This window comes from Nostoc sp., from assembly GCF_036917675.1.
Lineage (GTDB): Bacteria > Cyanobacteriota > Cyanobacteriia > Cyanobacteriales > Nostocaceae > Nostoc.
In genome coordinates this window covers 85,547-109,965 of the sequence record NZ_JBALCT010000067.1, presented here as the reverse complement: position 1 = coordinate 109,965, position 24,419 = coordinate 85,547, and the positions used below count along the sequence as shown (strand labels likewise).

The window sequence follows — 24,419 nt, the reverse complement described above, 5'->3', positions numbered from 1 at the left end:
CCTGTATTCACACTTAGGTTAATTGCTGAAAGTTAGATCATTTATGACCTCGTTCAGTAAGATAACATACTCATTATTTTTTAGATGTCGTGAGCAACACAAAAAAATTTAATTAAATTTTTACCTCTGCGATGGTAATGTGATTCGATTTTTGAAAAAAACTAAGTACAGCTTTGCGTAAAATCCTGGCGAATTGAGGGTTGAAATTTAAACGCAAAGGAACGCAGAGGAAAGCGCAGAGGCACGCAGAGAATTGGCTACGAATTAATGAAATGTTGTACTAAGCCAGAATACTAGGGCAAAGGTACGTCATTGGTGAAACCCTTGCTGCATAAAGATATTGATGAAAAAATAGCCTCGATTATCAAACGCTCAGGGCAAAAGCTAGACTAACTCTCTTTTTGGAGATGTCTATTGACTTTTATAATTCATTTATTAGAGGTCAAGTAAGTATTAATCAGTCAAAATATCACTCATATATAAGAAGCGCATGACTACTAAACCGAAGATTTTCATTGATGGGGAATCGGGAACCACAGGCTTACAAATTTACTCACGCCTCAACCAACGCGATGACATCGAGTTAGTTAGCATTGAGGCATCTAAACGTCGGGATGCAACTGAGCGAACCAAACTAATCAATGCTGTCGATGTTGTGATTCTCTGCCTGCCTGATGACGCAGCCCGCGAAGCTGTTAGCTTAGTCAGTAGTAGTACGGTGAAGATCCTTGATGCTAGTAGTGCCCATCGCACAGCTAAAGGCTGGGTATATGGCTTTCCTGAACTAAATCCAGGACAGCGAGAGAAAATCGCCAGCGCCCAGTTTGTCAGCAATCCAGGCTGTTATCCTACAGGATTTTTAGCCTGTATCCGTCCGTTGATTGCCAAGGGACTTCTGAAAAGCAACTTTCCCATCACCGTTAATGCAGTGTCAGGTTACTCTGGTGGCGGAAAGAATCTGATCAAACAGTACCATACGTTCCACGAGCAGCAAGCTGGGGCAGAGTCGCTATACCCTTATGGCGTCTATGGGTTGCAGTTTGGGCATAAACACGTTAAGGAAATGCATTACTTTTCGGGGTTAGCATCACCGCCTCTGTTCGTACCAGCAGTGGGAGATTTTGAGCAGGGGATGCTGGTGCAGGTCCCTTTGCCGCTAGGGATTTTGGATAATCCCCCATCAGGTGAGGTGATTTATCAAGCGATCGCTAACTACTACCAAAGTGAAAAATTCGTGCAGGTTGCTCCATACCAAGATTCTACTCTGCTGCGAGACGGAATATTTCTGGATGCAATCGCAATCAACGGCACCAATATTGTTCAGGTTTTTGTATTCGCCAATGACACTACCAAAGAAGTGTTGCTAGTTGCTCGTCTGGACAACTTGGGCAAAGGCGCATCAGGAGCCGCAATCCAAAACCTAAACATCATGCTGGATTTTCCAGAAGAGTTGGGATTGTAATAAAAGGAAAAAGCTTACAGAAAACCCACATTCTCAGAATCGATATGATAGAAAAGTAAATAAAAGTTCAAAAAGCTTTATCGAATGGTGCTTCAATCATCTGGCTTGTCCAAGGTCAAAGACTCATTAACACAAAAAATCTTCTTGGGCAATGAACCCAATGCAGAATTAATTGCAATTCTCACCGTTTACTTTGTCCAAGGAATTTTAGGGTTATCGCGTCTAGCCGTTAGCTTTTTCCTCAAAGATGAACTGCTGCTAAGTCCAGTCCAGGTGTCGGCGCTATTGGGAATTGTCTTTCTACCTTGGATGATCAAGCCGGTGTTTGGCTTTATCTCTGATGGCTTGCCGATATTTGGCTATCGTCGGCGTCCTTACTTGATTTTATCAGGGATACTGGGATCTATTTCTTGGGTGAGTCTGGCCACAATAGTTCATACTAGCTGGGCAGCGACCTTAGCGATCGCTCTTAGTTCTCTCTCTGTGGCCATGAGTGACGTGATAGTTGACTCGCTGGTTGTGGAACGAGCTAGAGGCGAATCTCAAGCGAAAGCCGGTTCATTACAATCTCTATGTTGGGGTGCTTCTGCGATCGGAGGTTTAATAACAGCATACTTTAGCGGTCTGCTACTCCAATATTTTACTACCCGTACTGTCTTTGCAATTACCGCCTTATTCCCTCTGATCGTTTCAGGCGTAGCTTGGTTAATTGCTGAGTCCCCTGTTAGCAAAGATGCTAAAGATAGTAATCACACCAACTCTTTACCAATCAAACATCAACTGGGGCAGCTACGCCAAGCCATTAGCCAAAAATCAATTTGGCTACCAACGGCGTTTATCTTCATCTGGCAAGCTACCCCAAATGCGGACTCAGCCTTTTTCTACTTCTCTACCAACGAACTCCACTTTCAACCAGAATTTTTGGGGCGAGTACACTTAGTAACAAGTTTCGCTTCTTTAGCAGGTGTTTGGATTTTTCAACGTTTCCTCAAAAGCATCCCTTTTCGCGTGATTTTTGCTTGGAGTACCGTCCTTTCGTCAGTTTTGGGGATGACGATGCTATTGTTAGTGACTCACACAAACAGGCTCTTAGGTATAGATGACCACTGGTTTAGTTTGGGTGATAGTCTTATTCTCTCTGTGATGGGGAAAATTGCCTTTATGCAAGTGATGGTTCTAGCAGCAAGGCTTTGTCCCTCTGGTGTGGAAGCAACCTTATTTGCCTTGTTAATGTCAATATTTAATTCAGCAGGAACAGTTTCCCATGCATTCGGGGCATTAATCACCTATTGGCTGGGGATAACCGCAACGAACTTTGACTCACTTTGGCTATTGGTGCTAATTACTAACCTCAGTACGCTGTTACCCCTACCATTTATCAACTGGCTACCTGCTGCCGAGGAACAAACTGAAATATCAAAAGCTGGGGAACAACCGTTTTTGCCTGATTTGATGTCTGAGTTGGTACTGAGAGAACCAGAGTCGAAAATAGTGGAATAGTCTAATAAATCTCACGCACTAGCGGAGCAAAGTTGCAAAGAAATTGTTTTTAGCGCAATACGCTTGGGTTAAGGCTAAAAACTAAAACTGGCGTAGGTTGGGGAGCCAGTGCGTTGCGGGGGTTCCCCCGTTGTAGCAACTGGCGTTTGAGGAACGAAACCCAACATTATCAAAGCTTTGTTGGGTTTAGCTGTCGCTCAACCCAACCTACTATTCTAGCAGAGCAAAGTCGCAAAGAAATTGTTTTTAGCGGCTACATATTTTCGTCCAAAGTAACAAGAAAAAACAAAGTGCAGATTTTTAAAAGTCAAGAAAGCCCAATTACAGAAAAATCCTACACTCGTGCAGACTGGCAAGGAGGATATAAATCTCTCACCCAAGAGTTTGATTATTGGATTGATGATATAGAAGGACAAATTCCCGGAGAGTTACAAGGTACGCTGTTTAGAAATGGCCCCGGTTTGCTGGATGTGAATGGGCAACTTCTTCATCACCCATTTGATGGGGATGGGATGATTAGCAAAATCACCTTTACTAATGGCCGTGCCCATTTTCGCAACCGCTTTGTCCACACAACAGGCTATTTGGCAGAGCAAAAGGCGGGAAAAATTCTCTATCGCGGTACTTTTGGTACTCAAAAACCCGGCGGTTGGTTAGCTAATATCTTTGACTTAAAACTCAAAAATATCGCCAACACAAATGTTATTTATTGGGGTGGTAAATTGCTAGCCCTGTGGGAAGCTTCTGAAGCATATCGCCTCGATCCCTACACTCTTGAAACGTTGGGGAATGAATATTTTAATGGTGTTTTGTCAGCAGGTGAAGCTTTCGCTGCACATCCCCGCCTTGAAAATAGTTGTTACCAAGATGGGGGCGCACCTTGCCTGGTAAACTTCTCGATTAAGCCGGGATTATCTACAAAAATTACTATTTTTGAGCTAAACCAAGCGGGTGAAATTGTCAGACAGCACGCTTATAAGGTTCCAGGTTTCTCTTTCATTCACGATTTTGTGATTACTCGCAATTACTGCATCTTCTTTCAAAATCCTGTCACCTTTAATCCCATACCTTTCGCCTTGGGAATACGTGCGGCGGGAGAATGTATCAAATTTAAGCCAAATCAGCCAACTCAAATTATAATTATTCCCCGCTTCCCCAAAGAAGGGCAAGAAGAGATAAAAATTCTGGAAACTGAATCGGGTTTCGTCTTCCACCACGTTAATGCTTTTGAGTTAGGAGAGGAAGTTTTGATTGACTCCATTTGCTACCAAGATTTATCAAAAGTCCAACCTAAAAGCGATTTTCGACAAGTTGATTTTGAGGCGCTTTCACCTGGGCAACTTTGGCGATTTTATCTGAATCTAAAGGATGGGACAGTCCGGCGAGAATTGATTGATGGCCGTTGTTGTGAATTTCCCAGCATACATCCGGCGAATGTGGGACGCTCTTATCGATATTTATATATAGCTGCGGCTCATGGAGAGACTGGTAATGCTCCCTTACAAGCATTGCTGAAAATTGATTTAGAGTCTGGAGAAAGACAACTTTGGAGTGCTGCACCCCGTGGTTTTGTAGGGGAACCGATTTTTGTCCCGCGCCCAGGTTCTGAAAAGGAAGATGATGGTTGGGTATTAGGTTTGGTTTATGATGCTACCGATCACCGCTCAGATTTGGTAATTTTGGATGCTAGTGATTTCTCTAAAGGAGCGATCGCTCGGCTACATCTTAAGCATCATATCCCCTATGGTCTGCATGGAAGCTTTACTTGTGAGATTTTTGGAGAAATTTGATCCCCTGTTTGGGTGAAACCATTTTTTCGCTGGAAATGATATGCAAATCGATATTTTTGAGCAAGCGTACCAATTTTTGCGTCAAAGATCCTTTGAGGAACATTTGCCAGCGCGATCGCTGACTCTCTCCAATTACAATTTGAGTGATCCGATATTTCTCAGCGACTTCAGCGATCGCATTGGCTACATTACTGTTGGTAATATGAAGAAAAGTACCTTCAAATTCTTTACAGAGTTTCTCACAGGTGTAGATGTGTAAGCTTTCCTCCTTGGTGAGGAAGCGCTCTGGATTGGCAACGAACAAACTATAAAGTGGAGCATTCATATAGTTAGCCAGCCTCGCGCCTCGACGTAAGAGTTGCACTGAGTTGGGATAGGTGGATATGCAAACCAAAACCCGCTCGTGAATATTACAGGATTGCCCGTTGGGAATGGAAGCGATGGCATTTCCTTCCACGTTGTCTGCGACTTCCCGCAAAGCCAACTCCCGCAAAGCAATCAGGTTACGACGTTGGAAAAAGTTATCGAGGGATTGTTGGATTTTCTGGGGTGCGTAAATCTTGCCTTCTAATAACCGTTCTTGCAGAGTTTCCGGTGTGACATCTATTAACACTACTTCATCTGCTTCATCCACAATCCTGTCAGGAACTCGCTCACGGACTACAACCCCAGTAATCCGTGCTACTAGGTCATTGAGACTTTCCAAATGTTGTACATTCATTGTGGAGTAGACATCAATACCTGCTGCCAAAACTACTTCTACATCCTCGTAGCGTTTTTCGCGTGGGGAACCAGGGACGTTGGTATGGGCAAGTTCATCGATTAAGACTAATTGCGGCGATCGCTTTAAAATAGCATCTGTATCCATATCGGTTAGCATCAACTCATCCCGAAGATATTCCTTGCGGGGTAAAATCTCCAGTCCCTGTGCCTTCTCAGCTGTTTCCTTGCGCCCGTGGGTTTCCAAAAGCCCAACGACGACATGAATCCCTTCATGTTTGAGTGAATGTGCCTCTTCCAGCATCCGGTAGGTTTTGCCTACTCCAGGAGCCATGCCAATAAAAATTTTATGCTTGCCCCGCCGTCGTGCCGGATAAAGCGAGTAATTTGCACAATTTAAAGGTGCAGTGCCAGTCGAACTAGTATTACTATTATCTGACATTTCATTCTTGGTTCCTATAGCAATCCTATTTCATCAGAAAACGACACTTTACCAATGCCCCTCATCAGTGCTGAGTTTTGAGTGCTGAGTGCTGAGTGGGGAATCTCACTTCTTAACTCGGAAAAGAGGAACTGTTTTGCCCAATGCCCAATGCCCAATGCCCAATGCCCCATACCCATTTATTGATTTTGCTGACGATTAATATCTTGCAAGTCAAGAGCATAATTCAATCGCAGAACATTGACTCCTGGTTCGCCAAAAATCCATAAGAATCTGTCATCAGTATACTTATTAATTAAACGTAGGATCTCATCTTCTTTTACTCCCCGCGCACCAGCAACCCGCGTCAATTGCTGCCGTGCTGCTTTGAAGGAAATATGCGGATCTAAACCGGAGCCAGAAGTATAAACTAGATCAGCGATCGGTTGAAGATTTTCGTCTCGCAATTGATTTGCCTGTTCTAGAATCCGCTTTAGTAGCTCTGGATTGCTAGGAGCGAGATTGCTGGCTCCAGATATGCCAGTTGGCTTGGCTTTTTTTCCTTGGCTATATCTAACAGTACTGGGACGAGGATGAAAATATCGCTCAGATGTGAACACCTGCCCAATCAAAGCCGAACCAATTGGTTCATTATTTAGATTCCGTATGATGCTGCCGTTAGCTTGATAGGGCAGAAAAACTTGACCCACTACCAAGATTATCAGAGGATAGATAATTGCAGTCAACAACCAAAGCATCAGAGTTATGAAAATTGCTCTGATGGTTTCTCGAATCATAGCCATAAAAATTTTCCAATTGCTGCTAATATTTTATTTTTAATTTTTTATCTAAACAGAATTCAGGAGTTAGAATTCAGAATAAATTGGAGTCGGACTGCCGTTAACGTAGCCGTACCCTACGGGGAAGCAAGCTTCGCGTAGCGTCTTTGACAGGAGAAGGGCAAATGAATAAGTGGGTTTAAGACCCCTGCTAAATCTCGTTTAGGAATAAGAATTAAATAACATACAATTTAATGTCCCTGGCTTACCTCACCCTCAATCCCTCTCCTTATAAAGGAGAGGGATCGTGAGACAGGATGAGGTTTTGCATTTTATTTAATCCACATTCCTTACCAGCCTTCTTAACCCAAGCCCACAACTGTAATTAGTATATCGATCAACTTAATGGCGAGAAATGGCGCAATCACCCCACCTAAGCCATAAATTAAGATATTGCGTTGGACTAGCTGATTAGCTGTCAGGGGTCTAAACCGCACACCTTTCAATGCCAAGGGAATTAAAGCGGGAATAATTAAAGCATTATAAATCAGCGCCGATAGTACAGCAGACTTAGGGCTGGTCAAATTCATAATATTTAGGCTTTGCAGGTTAACAGCGACAAATATCACTGGGATAATTGCAAAGTATTTCGCAATATCATTAGCGATGGAAAATGTCGTCAATGCCCCGCGAGTAATTAACAATTGTTTGCCAATGCTAATGATATCGATCAACTTTGTCGGATCGGAGTCCAAATCGACTATGTTGGCGGCTTCTTTTGCAGCTTGCGTCCCTGTATTCATCGCCACCCCGACGTTAGCTTGGGCTAATGCTGGAGCATCGTTAGTCCCATCTCCCGTCATGGCAACCAGTTTGCCTGCTGCTTGTTCGCCTTTAATGAAGCTGATTTTGTCTTCTGGTGTGGCTTCGGCAATGAAGTCATCCACCCCAACTTCTTTGGCAATGACAGAAGTTGTAATTCGGTTGTCTCCAGTCAACATGATGCTACGCACTCCCATCCGTCGCAGTTGCTCAAAGCGATCGCGGATACCAGGTTTCACAATATCTTTAAGATAAACAATCCCATAGATTTCGTTATCTAGGCTGACTGCTAGGGGTGTACCTCCCAGGCGAGAAACTTGTTCGTAGGCAGCATCCAATTCTGGGGTATCGCGTCCGTTGCGCGAACGGACAAATCCTTTAATGGCTCCGACTGCTCCCTTTCTGGCCTCATATCCACCAGGTAAGTTAGTGCCACTCATGAGTGTTGTGGCGGAAAAATCGACTGCTTCTGCCTGACTGAAATCAAAATCCAACCGTGCTACTAACATTTCTGCCAGTCGGACAATGGATTTACCTTCTGGTGTATTATCAAAAACACTAGCCGCCCAGGCAACATTAGCAATTTCCGACATTGAATGACCGTTGATTGGAATAAACTCTTCTGCCAAACGGTTGCCGAGGGTAATTGTACCTGTCTTATCGAGAACTAAAGTGTTGACATCACCACAAGTTTCAACTGCTCGTCCAGAAGTGGCAATGACGTTCAGTTGGGCAACTTGATTCATCCCAGCAATGCCGATGGTACTTAGTAAGCCGCCAATGGTTGTCGGAATTAACGCCACTAATAGGGCAATCAAAATTGGGATGCTGACTGGACTGTTGACATAGTAGGCAAGTGGAGGCAGAGTTACCACGACGAACAAAAACATTAAGCTGAGAACTGTCAGCAATACTGTTATGGTAATTTCATTGGGTGTTTTGCTGCGTTCTGCCCCTTCTAAGGAAGCAATCATCCGGTCAATGAAACCTTTGCCTGGGTCTGATGTAATGTAGATAATTAGTTCATCTGAGATAATCCGCGTTCCACCAGTGACCGAACTAGCAACGTCGGAGCCTGATTCTTTTAATACTGGTGCTGATTCTCCAGTAATTGCTGATTCATCTACTGAGGCGACACCCATGATTACTTCGCCATCGGCGGGGATGATATCGCCAGCAACGACGTAGATGGTATCGCCCTGTTTCAGGCTGGTGGATGAAACTTCAATAATTGTGCCATCGGCGGCAAGTTTTTTAGCGATCGCCTCTGATTTCTTTGATCGCAAGGCATTAGCTTGGGCTTTCCCCCGCCCTTCTGCCAGTGCTTCGGCAAAATTAGCAAACCAAACTGTCAAGAATAAAATCCCCGATAACAAGCCGTTGAACAGTTGCGGGTTCTTTTGCAGGGCTGGGCCAAATAGATAGGGATCAATTGTGAGCAATAAGATGATGATTGTCGCTACCCAAACCACAAACATCACTGGGTTTTTGATTACATACTTAGGATTTAGCTTGACAAAAGCATCTTTAATTGCCCTGAAGTACAGCCACTTATGACTTGCCCTGGCCTTTTTACGTGCTTGGCGGCGATCGCCAGAACGAGAATTTGGGCGTCTAGCTTTGAAGTTAGTTGCCACTTGATTTATAAATAAAGTTAAAAGTTAAGAAGTAGGAGACGCAATTAATCGCGTCTGTACAGGAGTTTGGAGTTATTAAGAACTTACAATAAAAAACAGATCCAACCTGTAGGGTGCGTTACTAACTCACCTTCATCAGATGGGGCGTTACGCTATTGCTAACATACTCTACGAAACTACGAAACCGGATAATTTATTTATTTTTTGGTATTCTCTTAACGATATGTCGCAAGAGAAAGATTTGGGTCTTGGGAACCAGGACTCCTGACAAGAGGAGGGAATGTCAGACCAAAAAAACTACGGAGTTTTTAAGGCTATTGCCGATGAATTGGGAGCGATCAACTTCAGCCGTAGGCAAGTCTGAGTAGTTCACTTCCAAAGTCATAACTCATAACAGACGCGATTAATCGCGTCTCTACTTTTAACTGCCAGATGCTAGTTTCAAACCCTCAGCTATGGGGCCTAAAGCCAGAACAGGGATGAAAGCTAACACTCCCAAAATCAGTGTGACTCCAGCCGTGATACTAATAAATACCAGAGAATCAGTTCTCAAGGTACCAGGGGTTTCTTGTACTTGTTGTTTACGAGACATCCCATCAGCTAACAGTAGGATGGCAATCATCGGAATGTAGCGTCCTCCGATTAAGCTAACTAAAGTACTCAAGTTCCACCAGAGGGTGTTATCCCTCAACCCCTCTAAGCCGGAACCATTATTTGCTGCTGCTGAGGCATATTCATAAACTACTTGAGAAATGCCGTGATAGCCAGCGTTGCTAATTCCAGACAGGGAGATGGGATAAGCCAAGGCGATCGCACTGGGAATCAAAACTAGAATTGGGTGAATCAACAGCACCACACCGGCGAGAATGATTTCCCGCTTTTCAATTTTGCGTCCTAAAAACTCTGGGGTGCGTCCTGCCATTAGTCCAGTTAGGAACACTGTGAGAATTAAGTAAATAAATAAGTAAGCTGTTCCGGTTCCCTGGCCACCCCAGATCACGCGGATAAACAAGTTGAAGAGAGTCGAAAATATTCCTTGCGGCATCAAAGAATCGTGCATCCCGTTCACAGCCCCAGACATAGTAGCAGTAGTCATCACGGCCCAAAATGCAGTTTGTGCCCAGCCAAATCGAACTTCTTTCCCCTCTAAATTGGGCTGTTCTAATCCAAAGGTATTATTAACCAGGGGATTACCTTGCAGTTCTCCCACGGCTGTTACCCCCACCAGAACCACAAAAATCACAAACACCATCCAAAAAAGTAGCCAAGCTTGTTTGATGTTGTTGGCAAATATACCGTAGGTGTAAATCAAGGCTGCTGGTATAGAAATCATGGCGATCATTTCTATCAAATTAGAAGCGCCATTGGGATTTTCAAAGGGATGGGCTGAGTTTACGCCAAAAAAGCCACCACCGTTTTCCCCCAAAAGTTTGATCATTTCAAAGGATGCCACCGGACCTCTGGCAAGATATTGTGTCCCACCGTCTAAGGTTCTCATATCCATAGTCCCAGCTAATGTTTGTGGTACACCTGATACAAGCAAGGCGATCGCTCCAATAATCGAAATCGGCAGCAATATTCGCGTAATCCCACGGACGAGATCGACGTAAAAGTTGCCCAGTCTTCTACCCGTCAACCCGCGAATAAAGGCAATTCCCACGGCTAATCCTGTGGCTGCGGAGGTGAACATCAAAAAGCCTAAAGCCGCTACCTGGCTAAAATAACTTAAGGTTGTCTCACCAGCATAGTGTTGCTGGTCGGTATTCGTCACAAATGAAATGGTTGTGTGCAGCAATACATCCCATGTAGTAGCACCGAAGCCGTTAGGATTCCAGGGCAAGAGTTTCTGAAAATATATCAGTAAATACACTGAAATACCCATAAGGAAGTTGCTATACAGTACAGCCCGGATATATTGCGAACCCGTCATCTGATCTTTTCTCCGAACACCCGCTAGTACGAACATACTTCGCTCTATGGGGTTCATTAAAAAATCAAGCAGTGTTCTTTCTCCCAAAAAGACACGCGCTATGTATCTACCGAATACCGGAGTGATTGCTATGACGATACACAGCGTTAAGCCAATTTGCAAAAAACCTTGTCCCATATATTTCGCGCTCAATTAAATATTACTTTTTACCGAAGGAGAATTCAGGAGCCAGAATTCAGAATTTAATTCTGAACGAAAAAGTGGATGAATCGTGGTGTAGAGCAAGCGACTTCAGTCGTCCAGGAGAAGAAAAGAATTAAAGAGCTTGCTTGAAACCCCTGACTTTAGATATGCGGTATTCTGACGCCTCGGCGGAGCTTTCCTTGCTTTGCTTCTGAATTCTGACTTCTGACTCCTTTTCATTCAGCACCGGCTAAACGCCCCGCTAACAGCACTCCTGAATATTTTTAGTTATTACTATTTTCCAGATAGTTGTTATAGATTACCGATAGATCATAATTGTTGAATTAAATAGTTGTAAAGATTGTAGAATAACGATTTTTTAGCTTAATCCTAAATGACGATGTTAAGTCGATTATTGACTATGAAAGAAGCTATAAGTGAGCGTGGAGAAACATATGGGCTAATCGCGATCGCCTTTGGTATCGTGATAGTGCTGGAATATTTGACACCCCCTGAGTACGTATTTGGCTACCTCTATATAGGGACGATTTTGTTAGCAGACTCTCGATTGAATCGGGGAGCAGTTTTGGGGATTACTCTTGCAGCTACAGGATTAACATTGTTAAATTTGTTTGTACCTGGACGAGAAATAATTCATCTGCCAACGTTAGCAAATAGGTTGATTGCAGTATTTGCGTTGATGGTAACGGGTTGGTTAAGCGATCGCAACCACCGCAATGAAGAAGCGATCGCTTATACGCAAGCACAATTACTTTCCCAAGAACAACTAGCTATCATGCGTGAAGATTTTGTTTCTACCCTAACGCATGATTTAAAAACACCCCTATTAGGAGCAATTGAAACGCTGAAATATTTTCAAAATGAGCAATTTGGTGAAATCACGCCAATGCAAGCAAAAGTCCTCCAAACAATGGCTCGTAGTCATCGGAGTACACTGCAATTAGTCCAAACTCTTTTAGATGTCTACCGCAATGATGCCGAAGGGTTAAAACTAGAGATATCACCTGTTAACTTGGTGACAGTGGCGGAGGAGATCATCGCTACCCTGGCTGAACTAGCTAGAACACGTCAGATTTATATTTCTCTGCACTATGGCGAATCAGATTTTCGGAGCTTTCTCTGGGTAAATGGCGATTCTTTGCAACTTGGGCGAGTCTTCACCAATCTCCTGAGTAATGGCATTAATCATACCCCCCGTGGCGGTAAAGTGGAAGTAGTATTTGAAGGTTATTCTAGCGATCAAGTAGTAAAAATACTCGATACTGGTTCCGGTATTACCGAAGAAGAGTTACCCCACTTATTTGAAAGGTTTTATCAAGGACATAGCGATCGCCACGTCTCAGGATCTGGACTGGGACTTTATTTGACCAGGCAAATTATAGTAGCTCATGGGGGTACAATTTGGGCAGAAAATCGCTCACCACGAGGCGCACTATTTGGTTTCCGACTCCCAGCTTATCCACCACCAGGGAGTTGAGAGAGTGGGGAGTGGGGAGTGCTGAGTGGGGATTAGATACTCAGGAGTGAGGCAGATTAACCAATGACCAATGACAAATGACAAATGACCAATGACAAATGACCAATGACAAATGCCCAATTACTAATGACAAAAATCTTGCTCGTTGAAGATGATGAATTATTTCGGCTTGGTCTGCGGATGCGGTTGCAACAAGAAAGCAGTTTGGAGATTGTCGCAGAGGCAGAAGATGGGGAACAAGCTGTAGAATTAGCAAATCGCTATCCCCTGGATTTGGTCTTGCTGGATATAGGTTTACCGGGAATTGGTGGGATGGAGGCTTGTCGCCAAATCAAGCAGAAGCACCCAAATTTACCAATTCTCGTTTTAACGTCTCGTTCGGAAAAACCCTTGATTTCACGGTTAATTGCTACCGGGGCGCAAGGTTACTGTCTCAAAGGTATTCCAGCTGAGTCTCTAATATTGGCAGTGCGATCGGTTGCAGCCGGGGCTTCTTGGTGGGATCAAACAGCAACAACAGAAATTAGAGCGGCTTTTGATGTCAATTCTGTGGCGGTGTTGCCCACAAAAGAGGAATCCTTAGAAAATCCCTTAACGAAGCGGGAGCAAGAAATTTTGGCATTGGTAGCAACTGGGAAAAGCAATCAAGAAATTGCTGAAATTCTCTACATTGCTCCTGGTACAGTGCGGGTTCATGTCCATGCTATTTTGCAGAAACTAGAAGTACGCGATCGCACTCAAGCCGCAGTTTTAGCTATCCAAAAAGGATTGGTAGCACCAGAATTATTAATAAATTAGATTAAACATTCAAAATGTAAAAAAATCGAAATAGAGAGCAGTGGTTAGCTGATTTTTATACTTTATCGGCGATTACAAATAAGTAATCTCCTTGATTATTTTCATACTTCTTGACAATCTCGGTGATCCGTCCTGTGTTAATATCTGCTGCTAGCCTTTGACACCCTGCGGCGATCTCATCGGCAGAAGCTAACAAAGCAAACGTAGAAATTCCAGAACGTACATTCTCGTCTAAATATATTTCAGGACGATGTTTTCCACTATATAAAAATAGGTCTTGTAAGTTTTCGGAAATAGAATAAGGTTCGATATTTACTGAATTAAAACCGACATCATTGAGAGCATATCTCACCTTTTCTAAAGTTGGCATCTCTTCAGCAGATTTATGTATAGCCTCTGGAAAATATTCGACTAACCAATATTTGCTCATTTGCTCCGGTGTGGCAGTAAATAGTACAAAATGACCAGCCGCCAAGACACGATAAATCTCTCGAAAAGCCGGACTTAGTGCAGCAAAATGATGAATTGCTAGCGTGCATAACACGCCAGAAAAACTTCCATCAGCATAAGGTAACTTCTCAGCTTCTGCAACTTGCCAAGCTACAACATTACTCTTATTTATAGCAGCATCAATCATCTGTTTTGACTGGTCTACTCCATGCCAAGCACCACCGTGTTTTGTTAAAGCCAGGGTGTAATTTCCTGTGCCACACGCCACATCTAGATATGAAGAATCTAATTTCACCTGAAGGTGTTTAGCTAATTGGACAGCAATGTCAGGGTCAGCGCGACGAGTCAAATCATAGCCTTTGCCAATTTGCTCATAAACAGCCATTTGTTTAAGTTTCTCACAAATTCTTCAAACAGTGGACAGTCATCAGTAACTAGTGAACACTACAGCGCTTTTCAATTGAGCGCAATACAGACCTAACCCCCAGCCCCTTCCTTAGTAAGCGTTGGGGAGTAAAATTCAAAGCCTCTCTCCTTTTACGAGAGAGGAATGGAAGTGAGGTCAAAGTGTATTGCCTCCATTCGAGAACCGCTATAGTTACTGATATTGGTGTGGTGTTTCGCCAAAAGTGAAATCGATAACTGAGGAATTTATAATAAATAAATTATCCAATCTTGTCGGGTGGGCATCTTGCCCATCTTTAATTGCGGGCGGGCAAGATGCCCACCCCACAAAAAGTAGTTGAATGTTTTTTTATTTCCAAGTCCATCTGAGAACTTTTAAACCAGTGCTGCTGTTGCTTTCACAGCAAAAATTTTCTCAATCACATCTTCTACCACCTTATCGGGCGTGGAAGCACCAGAAGTAATTCCCACAACAATTTCTCCATCTGGCAACCAGTTTCCTGTAGTTATTAACTGCCCATTTAATTGCCGATGTTCAATGGAATATCCTGATTTAAGGCGTTCAACAGTATCAATATGATAAGAAGGAATTCCCCGCTCAAAAGCAATTTGTTGCAATTGAGTAGTATTCGATGAATTAAACCCACCAATTACTACCATCAAATCTAAATTATGTTGCACTAACTCCAACATGGCATCTTGCCGTTCTTGGGTAGCATCACAAATAGTGTTGAAGCTTTGGAAATGCTGATTTAACTCGGTAGGGTTATACTTCTGCAACATAGTCCGCTCAAAAAGCTTACCAATTTGCTCAGTTTCGCCTTTAAGCATCGTAGTTTGATTGGCAATGCCAACTCTTTCTAAATCTTGAGCGGGGTCGAATCCTGCTGAACAAGCTTTAGCAAATTTTGTCAAAAATTCTTCCCGGTTCCCACCATTGATAATATAGTCAGCAACATATTCTGCTTCTTGCAAGTTCAACACAATTAAATACTTGCCAGCAAATGAACTAGTAGCGACTGTTTCTTCATGCTTATATTTACCGTGAATAATGGAAGTATAATCGACTTTTTTGTGCTTTTCTACTGTGTTCCAAACTTTAGATACCCAAGGACAAGTTGTATCAACAATTTTGCAGCCTTTCTCGTGAAGTATCTGCATTTCTTGAACGCTAGCCCCAAAAGCGGGTAATATGACTACATCACCAGTTCCCACAACCGAAAAGTCTTTTTGATTTGCCTCAATGGGGATGAATTCTACTTCCATCTCCTGCATCCGCTGGTTTACAGAAGGGTTGTGGATAATCTCGTTAGTAATCCAAATGTGTTCTGTGGGGAAGTGCTGACGGGTTTCGTAGGCCATTGCCACAGCCCGTTCCACACCCCAACAAAAGCCAAAGGCTTGTGCTAGTCGGATCGTCACATCACCGCGTTGTAGGGTGTAATTGCGATCGCGAATTTCCTGAATCAAGTTACTCTGATACTCAGATTGCAACTGGGTAGCAACTTCTGCTTGATGACCAAAGCCTTTACGATTGTAATTTTCTGAATGTTGGAGGCTGCGCTTAAAAGCTTTTGTATCCATTAGATTTGTCTACTTAAACCACTATTTTTTATTTTCTCGCGCTAATACGCGATTTATACGGAGTTGTATTCAAAGATATTACTTCTTTTTGTGCTTTAGCCTTTTTCCCCCGAAGGACGTTAACGTTGGGATTTTAATTCGATGTCGCTATAAATCTGCAATGCAGAACGCCAAACTATGTAGCCTTCAGGACTTAAGTGTAAGCCATCAGTAGTAAATTCGCGGCGGAGATTACCTTGCTTGTTGGTAAACAGGGGATATAAATCGAGATATTTGGCACCTTTTTTGGTAGATATGCTTTGCAGTTGCTGATTTAAGTCACTAATGCGACTATTGGCAACAACCAGCAGTTTTTCGCGTCCTTTCCAACTTGCTTCCTCTGCGCCATGTGGCAAAATCGATTGGACAACAATTTGCGCTCTGGGATGGACTTTTCGTAGGTAACTGATAATTTGGCGCTGATGATCTAAAATTACCCTGTCGCTCATCCCCCTAATTAGGTCATTAATGCCAATCATTACAAAAATCACCTCTGGCTGGGTGCGATCAAATATATTCAATCTTTTCAAAAGTCCATTGCTGGTTTCGCCAGAAATTCCTTGATTGAGCCAATTTTTACCTTCGGGTAATAACTCAGGGGGAAACCACAAACTCAGAGAATCTCCCGCCAGTATAGTTAAATGTGGAGGACGTTGGTCAGCTGCGACCTTGGCTTCTTGCTTGAGGATATCTACCCACTCTTGGTAAGTGAGTTGGTGACGGCGACCCAAATCAGGGGTAGCAATTTGGCGATCGCTGTTCAGGTTGATTTGCTCCTGGGATGTTATTATCCCAAAAAAAGCGGCCAATCTTTGCTGTTGCCAAATTAACAAAATGACCGCCAACATTAGGATGCCGTTGGTTAACAGCGAGAAAAATGCCCAGATAGGAAAGGTTTTAAAAGAAGTAAACACGACTAGCCAAATTTACCAATTATTTGAATCAAATTTTAACGCTAGCGATCGCAAATAACACAATCTTAAATGGGGAGTGGGGGATGAGGGAGATCGGGATAATTATCTTGATTCCTGTACAGACGCGATTAATCGCGTCTCTACTCCAAACAGACGCGATTGATCGCGTCTCTTCTAATTCCCTACTGAGTAGGACGATCGCCAAACTCGGAATTGTAACCTTCTTCACCGTGTTCGTTGATATCCAAACCTTGCAATTCAGCTTCCTCCTTGACTCGCAGCCCGACTGTAGCATCGATCACCTTAAGAATAATCCACGTACCAATACCTGCGATCGCATAGGCAACGGCAATTGCTGCTAGTTCAATTCCCAATTCACCAAAATTTCCACGTAGTACTCCTTCCTTACCTCCGCCGTTGACTTGAGTCGTCGCAAAGATGGCTGTTAAAATTGCCCCCACTGTACCACCAACGCCATGCACGGGATAGGTATCTAAAGCATCGTCAATTTCTAGCTTGTGCTTGAAGCTGATCGCATAGAAGCAAACAAAGGCGGTGATGAAACCAATTAAAATCGCTGATAGCGGTGTGACAAATCCGGCGGCGGGAGTGATGCCCACCAAACCAGCAACGGCTCCGGTAGCTGCTCCCACGGCGGTTGGTTTACCCCGTAAACTTGCTTCCAAGATTAGCCACATTAAAGCCGCCGCCGCCGCCGCCGCATTGGTGGCAACAAAGGCTGTTGTTGCCACATTTGTGACTAAGTTACCAGAAGTTCCACCAGCAACAGATAAAGCACTCCCAGCGTTGAAACCGAACCAACCAAACCACAGCAAGCTAGCACCTAGCAAAATAAACGGAACATTATGGGGCGGGCTAAGACGATCAGGATGGGTTTTCCGAGGACCAATAACGATCGCAGCTACCAGGGCTGAAACACCGGAACTAATATGAACTACTGTGCCACCGGCAAAGTCAAGGGCACCCAAACCACCATACAAACCCAAAAATCCACCTTTCGCCCATACCATGTGGGCGAGGGGAGCGTAAACAAAGGTTGACCACAGTAGGACAAACAGCGCATAGGCGCGAAAACTCATCCGCTCTACGATCGCCCCAGAAATTAAGGCTGGGGTGATAATGGCAAACATGGCTTGGTAGATCATGAAGGTTTGGTGGGGTATCGTTCCAGCATAGGAGACGACTTCCGCCGGATTTGAGCCTTTGAGATAATCGGTTATCTCTAAACCGACACCATTCAACCCCAACCATTGCAATCCACCGATAAACGGTAAACCTGGCGCAAACGCAAGACTATAGCCCCATAGAACCCAGGTAACTCCCACGATCGCCATCAACACAAAACTCATCATCAATGTGTTTAAGACGTTGCGCGATCGCACAAATCCACCATAGAAAAACGCCAATCCTGGTGTCATTAGTAGCACCAGTGCTGCTGAAATCAGCATAAATGCCGTATCTCCAGTATCAGCAGTAGGCACAGCAGCGACTGGTGTTTGGGCGAAAGCATTGCCCATCAGAGGTACTCCCAAAAACAGTAGGGCGATCGCCCCAATCATCACAACTTTCTTCAACACTTCTTTTTCTTCCTAAGACTAACGATTTGTATTCTTAACTACATTTGATTACTTTTATTGACACATTTTTGTCTTGAAAGATACTTAACCTGAATTTTTTGGAAATGTTAACAAAAATATAATCCTGATTGTAGTTGCCAAAATTTAAATAAGGGTGTATTAAGCGAATCATCCCATCTTTTTTTGAAGATTACCATTTTATTGAAGCCCTACAAAATTCCAAATTTTTAGTTATTAGAACTTACGCATTCACAAGAAATACCAAATCTTGAATTATAGATGATGCCATACTCTCGTCTAACACACCCGACATTAATTTATATTTGTTTACAGGCATTGAAGTTTTCTTGCCAACTTCGACTTACTTAATATAGAAAATTTACTTAATTTCTGGGTGCAAACATGATAATTAAAACACTCAGGAAAGCTAAACAAGCTCCTATTAGATCGTAGCGGTCTGGAGTTACCCCGTCTACCTTCCAACCCCAAAGCATTGCCATTGCAATGAATACGCCACCGTAAGCCGCATACACTCTGCCAAAATTTGCCGATTGGAGAGTTGCAATCACCCCATAGAAAACTAAAGCAATTCCCCCGAAGATGCCCCACCAGAACGGCTTACCTTCGCGCAACCACAACCAGATCAGGTAGCCGCCCCCGATTTCAAATAAACCAGCCCACAAAAAATACAGCAGGGATTTAATCATTTGACCGATTAATTAATAAGTCGAACTCAGTAAAATTACGCTAACGCTTTTAACTAAACTATTGTCATTAATTGAAGTAAGTTTGTTGAACTGGGCATTGGGCATTGGACAAAACAGTTCCGAGTTCCGAGTTGTGAGTTCTGAGTGAAGAAGTAAGATTCCTAACTCAGCACGGGCTAAACCCTAGCTATCCGCTAATAGCACTCCTGAAGGGCATTGGTTATTTACTGCTCCCCAATCCCCAGTTCCCAGAATATAGATAAGGCTGAAGATGAAAGCACCATTACCTGATAACGAAGCACAGAGAATCCAGACGCTTTTGGAGTATAAGATTCTTGACACGCCATCTGAAGCCGCTTTTGACGACCTCACCCGTTTAGCCTCATATATTTGTCAGACTCCTATTGCCTTAATTAGCTTAGTTGATACAAACCGTCAGTGGTTCAAGTCAAAAGTCGGCTTGGATGCCCTAGAAACACACCGAGATGTCGCATTCTGTGCCCATGCTATTTTACAGCCTGATGTTTTTGTTGTGCCTGATGCAACAGATGACGAAGGGTTCGCTACAAACCCACTGGTAACATCTGACCCAAATATTCGGTTTTATACTGGTGTACCTCTGATCAATCCTGAAGGATACGCGCTCGGAACCCTATGTGTGATTGACTACATACCACGGCAACTTACTCCAGAACAAGTGGAGGCATTACGAATATTAGGTCGTCAAGTTATCAAACAACTGGAATTGCGCCGAAATTTAGCAAGTTTGGTACTTGTTACCAAGAAAGGCAAACAGACACAGGGGGAACGCAAGCAATTTTTCAAAAAGATTGTCGCAGGTTTTGGTTTGGCGTCGGTAATTTTAGTTGTGATTGGTGTGGTTGCTTATGAAAATATAAGAGTATCTACTAATAATCGCAGTATAGTAAAAAATACTTATAAAAAAATCAAAAGTCTAGACGAAGTACTGTCCCAGATTAAGGATGCCGAAACTGGACAAAGTAGTTACATCCTTAGTGGAGAAAAAATTTATCTAAAACCTTATCAATCAGCAGTTGCAAACGTCAATCAAGAAATTGCCAAGCTGAAGAGTTTAACAGCAGATCAACCGAATCAACAAAAGCAGATTGCAACACTTGAATCTCTGATAACCGCTAAACTTAGTGAACTAAAACAGACTATTGACTTGCGCGAAAACAAGGGATTAGATGCGGCGTTGCAAGTACTAATGAGAAATGATAAAGAAAATCTCATGGATGATATCCGCAAAGTCATCAATGAGATGGAAAATGAGGAAAGGGAGTGGCTTCAGCAGCAGTCACACGCAGCAAATGGCGATCGCAAAACAATTCTGACACTTGCGATCGCTATCTGCCTAAGTTTTATCGTTCTTTCTGTAGTCTACTACTTTATCTATCGTGAGGTTATTGAGCGGAAGAAGACAGAAGAAGCCTTAAATCAAGAACGCAACTTTATCTCAGTAGTCCTTGATACAGTCGGCGCATTGGTAATAGTTTTCGATTCTCAAGGGCAAATTGTTCGCTTCAATCAAGCTTGTGAGCAAATAACGGGTTACTCCTTCGATGAGGTAAGGGGTAGGTATTGCTGGAACTTGTTGCTAATTCCTGAAGAGGTGGAGTCGTTCAAAGCAGTTTTTGAGCAGTTGCGTTCTGGTCAAGTCCTGAATGAGTACAATAACTATTGGGTAATGAAGGATGGCAGTCGCCGACTGATTGCCTGGTCGAATACCTTCTTAAAAGACTATGAAGGATCAGTGGAATACATTATTAGCACTGGCATTGACATCACCCATGTCTCCGACGAGCTTCGCTTACGCAAACGTACACAACAGCATCTGACCGCACAATATGCTGCAACCCGCATTTTAGCGGAGTCCACCACGACGGCCGAAGCTACTGGCCAAATCCTGCAAGGAATCTGCGAGAGTTTGGGATGGGATTTGGGTGAAATTTGGATGGTAGATCAGCAAGCAAATGTGTTGCGTTTTCTCGATATGTGGCATAAAGCATCCCTTGAGGTGCAAGAATTTGAAGCACTGAATCGGCAAACCACATTTCCCCCAGGAATTGGACTACCCGGCCAGGTTTGGGCTAGTTCTGAACCTATTTGGATCACTGATGTCGTTAAAGAACTCAGTTTCTCCCGCTTCAAAATCAGCGCTCAAATAGAACTACGTGCAGCTTTTGGTTTTCCGATCCGCAGTGGTAACAAAATTATCGGTGTCATTACCTGCTTCAACCGGGAAATCCAGCCGCCTGACCAAGATTTGGTAAAAACGATGAATTCGATTGGTGAGCAAGTGGGGCAGTTTATTCAGCGTAAGCAGGCTGAAGAGGAAATACAACGCCAAAACTTGCGATCGCAATTATTTACCGAAATCACTCTCAAGATTCGCCAATCTTTGCAAATCGAAGAAATTCTCCAAATCACTGTCCAGGAGATCCAAAAGATTCTCAAAACTGACCGAGTTTTGATCTATCAGATTTTCCCAGATGAGTCTGCACCCACCGTTATTGAAGCAGTAGTTTCAGGCTTACCAGTAATCAAAGAGCAAAACATCACTACCCACTACTTACAAGCGGAATATCTACAACAATACTATCTACAGCAGTACCGTCAAGGACAGATTTTCGGGCTGGCTAACTTAGATTTGCCGGAAGTTGAACAAAGCCATCTGGAATTAATGCAACAGTTTGGAGTGAAAGTCAATTTGGTTGTGCCCATTCTGGTCAAAGAAGAACTTCGCGGTTTGCTCGTAGTTCATCAGTCTGACGATTCCCACCACTGGTCTAGCTTTGAAACTCGTCTTTTGCGGGAAATAGCCGACCAAGTAGGTATTGCCTTAGCCCAAGCCCAACTATTAGCAGTAGAAATTCGTCAGCGACAAGAACTTGAAATTGCCCGTCGCCAAGCCGAATTAGCTTCTCAGACGAAAAGTGCCTTTTTGGCGAATATGAGTCATGAAATTCGCACTCCGATGAATGCTGTCTTGGGAATGACAGGTTTAGTGTTAGATACTTCCTTAGATGCAGAACAGCGAGATTTTATTGAAACAATTCGTAGTAGTGGAGACGACCTTTTAAGTTTAATTAACGAGATTTTGGATCTTTCCAAACTAGAGGCTGGACAGATGGCTCTGGAAACTCTAGATTTTGACCTATCTACTTGTGTGGAAGAAGTGGTAGAATTATTAGCCCCCTCAGCCCATAAAAAGGGATTAGAAATTGCCGTACTAATTGATCACAACGTCCCCACCCACCTCAAAGGAGATGCTGGTAGGCTGCGGCAAATTCTGATGAATTTAATCAGCAACGCGATCAAGTTCACCAGCGCTGGTGAAGTTTTAGTGCAAGCCGAATTGCGTTCGCCCTTGGCATTGGCAGAACCATCGCTTTCCTCTACTACAGCCACTATCCATTTTGACATCACAGATACCGGTCTTGGCATTAGCCCTGAAGACCAACGCAAACTCTTTACGCCATTTACCCAAGTGGATGCTTCTACCACCCGCAAGTACGGTGGTACTGGTTTGGGATTAGCCATCTGTAAACAACTTGTAACCTTGATGGGAGGAGTGATTGGGGTAGAAAGTCAAATGGAGAAAGGATCTACGTTTTGGTTTGAGGTACTTTTTACAAAGCAAGTTGAGCCTGTTTTGCCAAAATGCGATCGCGGACTTTTGCGCGATCGCCGCTTGTTAGTGGTGGATAATAACACTACTAATTACAAAATTATCTCTCATCAAGCTACTCATTGGGGAATGCAGGTAGATCACGCTGACAGTATTACTGCTGCTCTCAAAGCTATCCACTCAGCTAGTGAGCAGGGGAAATCATATCATGTCGCCTTGGTTGATATGCAAATACCCCAAATAAATGGTATGACAATCGGCGAACAAATTAAAGCTAATTCGGCAATTGCTGAGATACCTTTGATTCTGCTCACCTCTAGTAATCAACGCGATGAAGCACAGCAGGCGCTCAAAATCGGATTTGCTGCTTATTTGGTCAAACCCATTAAGCCATCACGCTTCTTCGATACCATCATAACTATTTTAGAAACTCACCCGGAATCAGAACAAGGAGCTAGAGACTGGAAGCTAAAGGCGACTGAAAAAATTCAGAGTACACAAACTTCAGGCATTCTGACTTCCTCATTTCCTAACCCCTCTACTAAATTCAAGTTAAGAATTCTCTTAGCTGAAGATAATTTGGTGAATCAGAAAGTAGCCTTGAAGCAACTCCAGAGTTTGGGCTATAAAGCCGATGTCGTTGCCAATGGAAAGGAAGTTTTGCAGCTATTAGAAAAAATTCCTTACGATTTGATTCTCATGGATTGCCAAATGCCAATTCTCGACGGTTTAGAAACCACAAAAGAAATTCATCGTTGGGAAAAAAGCAGCTTTGCCCTGCGTCGTCGTCCTGTGGTGATTGCGATGACGGCTAATGCGATGAAACAAGACGAAGAAATGTGTCTCAATGCCGGAATGGACGACTATCTGAGTAAGCCAGTGTTTAAAGAAAAATTGGCTGCGACTCTAGAGCATTGGACAGACGTGATCATTTCACAACAAGAGGCAGTTGTCTATGAACAGACAGTTTCCACTGATCTAGCAATTGATTGGGAACACTTACATCAAATATCGGGAAATGATCGAGAATTTGAATTAAATCTATTGCAAGTATGCTTTGAAGATATGAAATCCCGTTTAGAAATAATTAAAGTAGCGATCGCATCTGATGACTTTGAACAAATTGCGCGAGAAACTCATCAACTTAAAGGTGCTAGTACCAACATTGGAGCTACAGCTATGTACCTAGCATGTAACAAACTAGAACAATTGGCTTACTATCAAGAACGTAGGGGTACTACCGACTTAATTTCCGAGTTAGAAGAATTTGTCAACCGCCTTCAAGACTTTTTAATCAGAAATAATAGTAATAAATAACACCTTATAACCAATCAAAAATTATAGAGCTTAACAATTTCAGGACTGACGCAAACAATAACCGAAAAGAAAGATTTTCTTCGGGAGCATCTTAGTTTTGCAAATACACCATAGGAAAAACAAGATTTCTGCTCCCTCTCCTTACTAAGGAGAGGGCTGGGGTGAGGTTTAGGCTTTCTACGCGAGATTTAAACCCTTTATTTTAAGATAAAT

16 protein-coding genes are annotated in these 24,419 nt (G+C 43.2%); 6 read left to right on the top strand and 10 right to left on the bottom strand.

From position 1 onward, the window contains the following. Nucleotides 1-490 precede the first annotated feature (490 nt). The 3 genes from argC to V7K31_RS25935 all read left to right on the top strand — a co-directional run bounded on the left by argC (nt 491) and on the right by V7K31_RS25935 (nt 4,752). Nucleotides 491-1,462 carry an N-acetyl-gamma-glutamyl-phosphate reductase gene (gene argC / locus V7K31_RS25945; protein WP_335098091.1) on the top strand — a complete coding sequence of 324 codons (972 nt, stop codon included), beginning with the start codon at nt 491-493 and terminating at the stop codon, nt 1,460-1,462. A gap of 84 nt (nt 1,463-1,546) precedes the next feature. Next, on the top strand, nt 1,547-2,962 hold the full coding sequence (locus V7K31_RS25940) for a folate/biopterin family MFS transporter (protein ID WP_335098089.1): 1,416 nt from the start codon (nt 1,547-1,549) through the stop codon (nt 2,960-2,962). 290 nt (nt 2,963-3,252) lie between these two features. Next, a complete protein-coding gene (locus V7K31_RS25935; RefSeq protein WP_335098087.1) occupies nt 3,253-4,752 on the top strand; it encodes a carotenoid oxygenase family protein in 1,500 nt (499 codons plus the stop codon). On the opposite strand, the gene V7K31_RS25930 is transcribed toward V7K31_RS25935, so the two are convergent. From V7K31_RS25930 to kdpA, 5 genes are all read right to left on the bottom strand, one after another. Continuing rightward, nucleotides 4,724-5,914 (bottom strand): universal stress protein, encoded by a 1,191-nt coding sequence (locus V7K31_RS25930; RefSeq protein WP_335098084.1) that lies wholly within the window; start codon nt 5,912-5,914, stop codon nt 4,724-4,726. The two genes, V7K31_RS25935 and V7K31_RS25930, sit on opposite strands and share 29 nt — an antisense overlap. Nucleotides 5,915-5,928: 14 nt before the next feature. Continuing rightward, on the bottom strand, nt 5,929-6,087 hold the full coding sequence (locus V7K31_RS25925; RefSeq protein WP_335098081.1) for a hypothetical protein: 159 nt from the start codon (nt 6,085-6,087) through the stop codon (nt 5,929-5,931). A gap of 6 nt (nt 6,088-6,093) precedes the next feature. Next, nucleotides 6,094-6,696 carry a K(+)-transporting ATPase subunit C gene (gene kdpC, locus V7K31_RS25920; protein ID WP_335098079.1) on the bottom strand — a complete coding sequence of 201 codons (603 nt, stop codon included), beginning with the start codon at nt 6,694-6,696 and terminating at the stop codon, nt 6,094-6,096. 338 nt (nt 6,697-7,034) lie between these two features. Continuing rightward, on the bottom strand, nt 7,035-9,140 hold the full coding sequence (gene kdpB, locus V7K31_RS25915; RefSeq protein ID WP_335098306.1) for a potassium-transporting ATPase subunit KdpB: 2,106 nt from the start codon (nt 9,138-9,140) through the stop codon (nt 7,035-7,037). Between the two features lie 412 nt (nt 9,141-9,552). Further along, nucleotides 9,553-11,238 (bottom strand): potassium-transporting ATPase subunit KdpA, encoded by a 1,686-nt coding sequence (gene kdpA, locus V7K31_RS25910; RefSeq protein WP_335098077.1) that lies wholly within the window; start codon nt 11,236-11,238, stop codon nt 9,553-9,555. A gap of 406 nt (nt 11,239-11,644) precedes the next feature. Between kdpA and V7K31_RS25905 the strand changes: the two genes are divergently transcribed. Together V7K31_RS25905 and V7K31_RS25900 are read left to right on the top strand one after the other, a co-directional pair. Continuing rightward, nucleotides 11,645-12,742, top strand: coding sequence for a sensor histidine kinase (locus tag V7K31_RS25905; protein WP_335098075.1), 1,098 nt, complete (start codon nt 11,645-11,647; stop codon nt 12,740-12,742). A gap of 126 nt (nt 12,743-12,868) precedes the next feature. Beyond that, nucleotides 12,869-13,540 carry a response regulator transcription factor gene (locus V7K31_RS25900; RefSeq protein ID WP_335098303.1) on the top strand — a complete coding sequence of 224 codons (672 nt, stop codon included), beginning with the start codon at nt 12,869-12,871 and terminating at the stop codon, nt 13,538-13,540. Nucleotides 13,541-13,595: 55 nt separating this feature from the next. On the opposite strand, the gene V7K31_RS25895 is transcribed toward V7K31_RS25900, so the two are convergent. The 5 genes from V7K31_RS25895 to V7K31_RS25875 form a co-directional block, all read right to left on the bottom strand. Further along, the gene (locus tag V7K31_RS25895) at nt 13,596-14,375 is read right to left on the bottom strand and encodes a class I SAM-dependent methyltransferase (protein WP_335098072.1); all 780 of its coding nucleotides are present in this window, start codon (nt 14,373-14,375) and stop codon (nt 13,596-13,598) included. 395 nt (nt 14,376-14,770) lie between these two features. Beyond that, nucleotides 14,771-15,979, bottom strand: a complete 1,209-nt coding sequence (locus V7K31_RS25890; RefSeq protein WP_335098070.1) for a 4-hydroxy-3-methylbut-2-enyl diphosphate reductase — start codon at nt 15,977-15,979, stop codon at nt 14,771-14,773. A gap of 119 nt (nt 15,980-16,098) precedes the next feature. Continuing rightward, a complete protein-coding gene (locus V7K31_RS25885; protein ID WP_335098068.1) occupies nt 16,099-16,932 on the bottom strand; it encodes an SGNH/GDSL hydrolase family protein in 834 nt (277 codons plus the stop codon). Nucleotides 16,933-17,114: 182 nt separating this feature from the next. Beyond that, a complete protein-coding gene (locus tag V7K31_RS25880) occupies nt 17,115-18,512 on the bottom strand; it encodes an ammonium transporter (protein ID WP_442941384.1) in 1,398 nt (465 codons plus the stop codon). Nucleotides 18,513-18,913: 401 nt separating this feature from the next. Then, nucleotides 18,914-19,237 (bottom strand): YnfA family protein, encoded by a 324-nt coding sequence (locus tag V7K31_RS25875; RefSeq protein ID WP_335098062.1) that lies wholly within the window; start codon nt 19,235-19,237, stop codon nt 18,914-18,916. 271 nt (nt 19,238-19,508) lie between these two features. Between V7K31_RS25875 and V7K31_RS25870 the strand changes: the two genes are divergently transcribed. After that, nucleotides 19,509-24,206: a GAF domain-containing protein gene (locus V7K31_RS25870; protein ID WP_335098060.1), complete on the top strand. Its 4,698-nt coding sequence runs from the start codon at nt 19,509-19,511 to the stop codon at nt 24,204-24,206. The last annotated feature ends 213 nt before the right edge of the window (nt 24,207-24,419 follow it).

Bases quoted from the DNA above. Each gene is read 5' to 3' on its own strand.
- argC (WP_335098091.1), top strand. From the start codon at position 491: ATGACTACTAAACCGAAGATTTTCATTGATGGGGAATCGGGAACCACA.
- V7K31_RS25940 (WP_335098089.1), top strand. From the start codon at position 1,547: ATGGTGCTTCAATCATCTGGCTTGTCCAAGGTCAAAGACTCATTAACA.
- V7K31_RS25930 (WP_335098084.1), bottom strand. From the start codon at position 5,914: ATGTCAGATAATAGTAATACTAGTTCGACTGGCACTGCACCTTTAAAT.
- V7K31_RS25925 (WP_335098081.1), bottom strand. From the start codon at position 6,087: ATGGGGCATTGGGCATTGGGCATTGGGCATTGGGCAAAACAGTTCCTC.
- kdpC (WP_335098079.1), bottom strand. From the start codon at position 6,696: ATGGCTATGATTCGAGAAACCATCAGAGCAATTTTCATAACTCTGATG.
- kdpA (WP_335098077.1), bottom strand. From the start codon at position 11,238: ATGGGACAAGGTTTTTTGCAAATTGGCTTAACGCTGTGTATCGTCATA.
- V7K31_RS25905 (WP_335098075.1), top strand. From the start codon at position 11,645: ATGTTAAGTCGATTATTGACTATGAAAGAAGCTATAAGTGAGCGTGGA.
- V7K31_RS25900 (WP_335098303.1), top strand. From the start codon at position 12,869: ATGACAAAAATCTTGCTCGTTGAAGATGATGAATTATTTCGGCTTGGT.
- V7K31_RS25895 (WP_335098072.1), bottom strand. From the start codon at position 14,375: ATGGCTGTTTATGAGCAAATTGGCAAAGGCTATGATTTGACTCGTCGC.
- V7K31_RS25890 (WP_335098070.1), bottom strand. From the start codon at position 15,979: ATGGATACAAAAGCTTTTAAGCGCAGCCTCCAACATTCAGAAAATTAC.
- V7K31_RS25880 (WP_442941384.1), bottom strand. From the start codon at position 18,512: ATGATTGGGGCGATCGCCCTACTGTTTTTGGGAGTACCTCTGATGGGC.
- V7K31_RS25875 (WP_335098062.1), bottom strand. From the start codon at position 19,237: ATGATTAAATCCCTGCTGTATTTTTTGTGGGCTGGTTTATTTGAAATC.
- V7K31_RS25870 (WP_335098060.1), top strand. From the start codon at position 19,509: ATGAAAGCACCATTACCTGATAACGAAGCACAGAGAATCCAGACGCTT.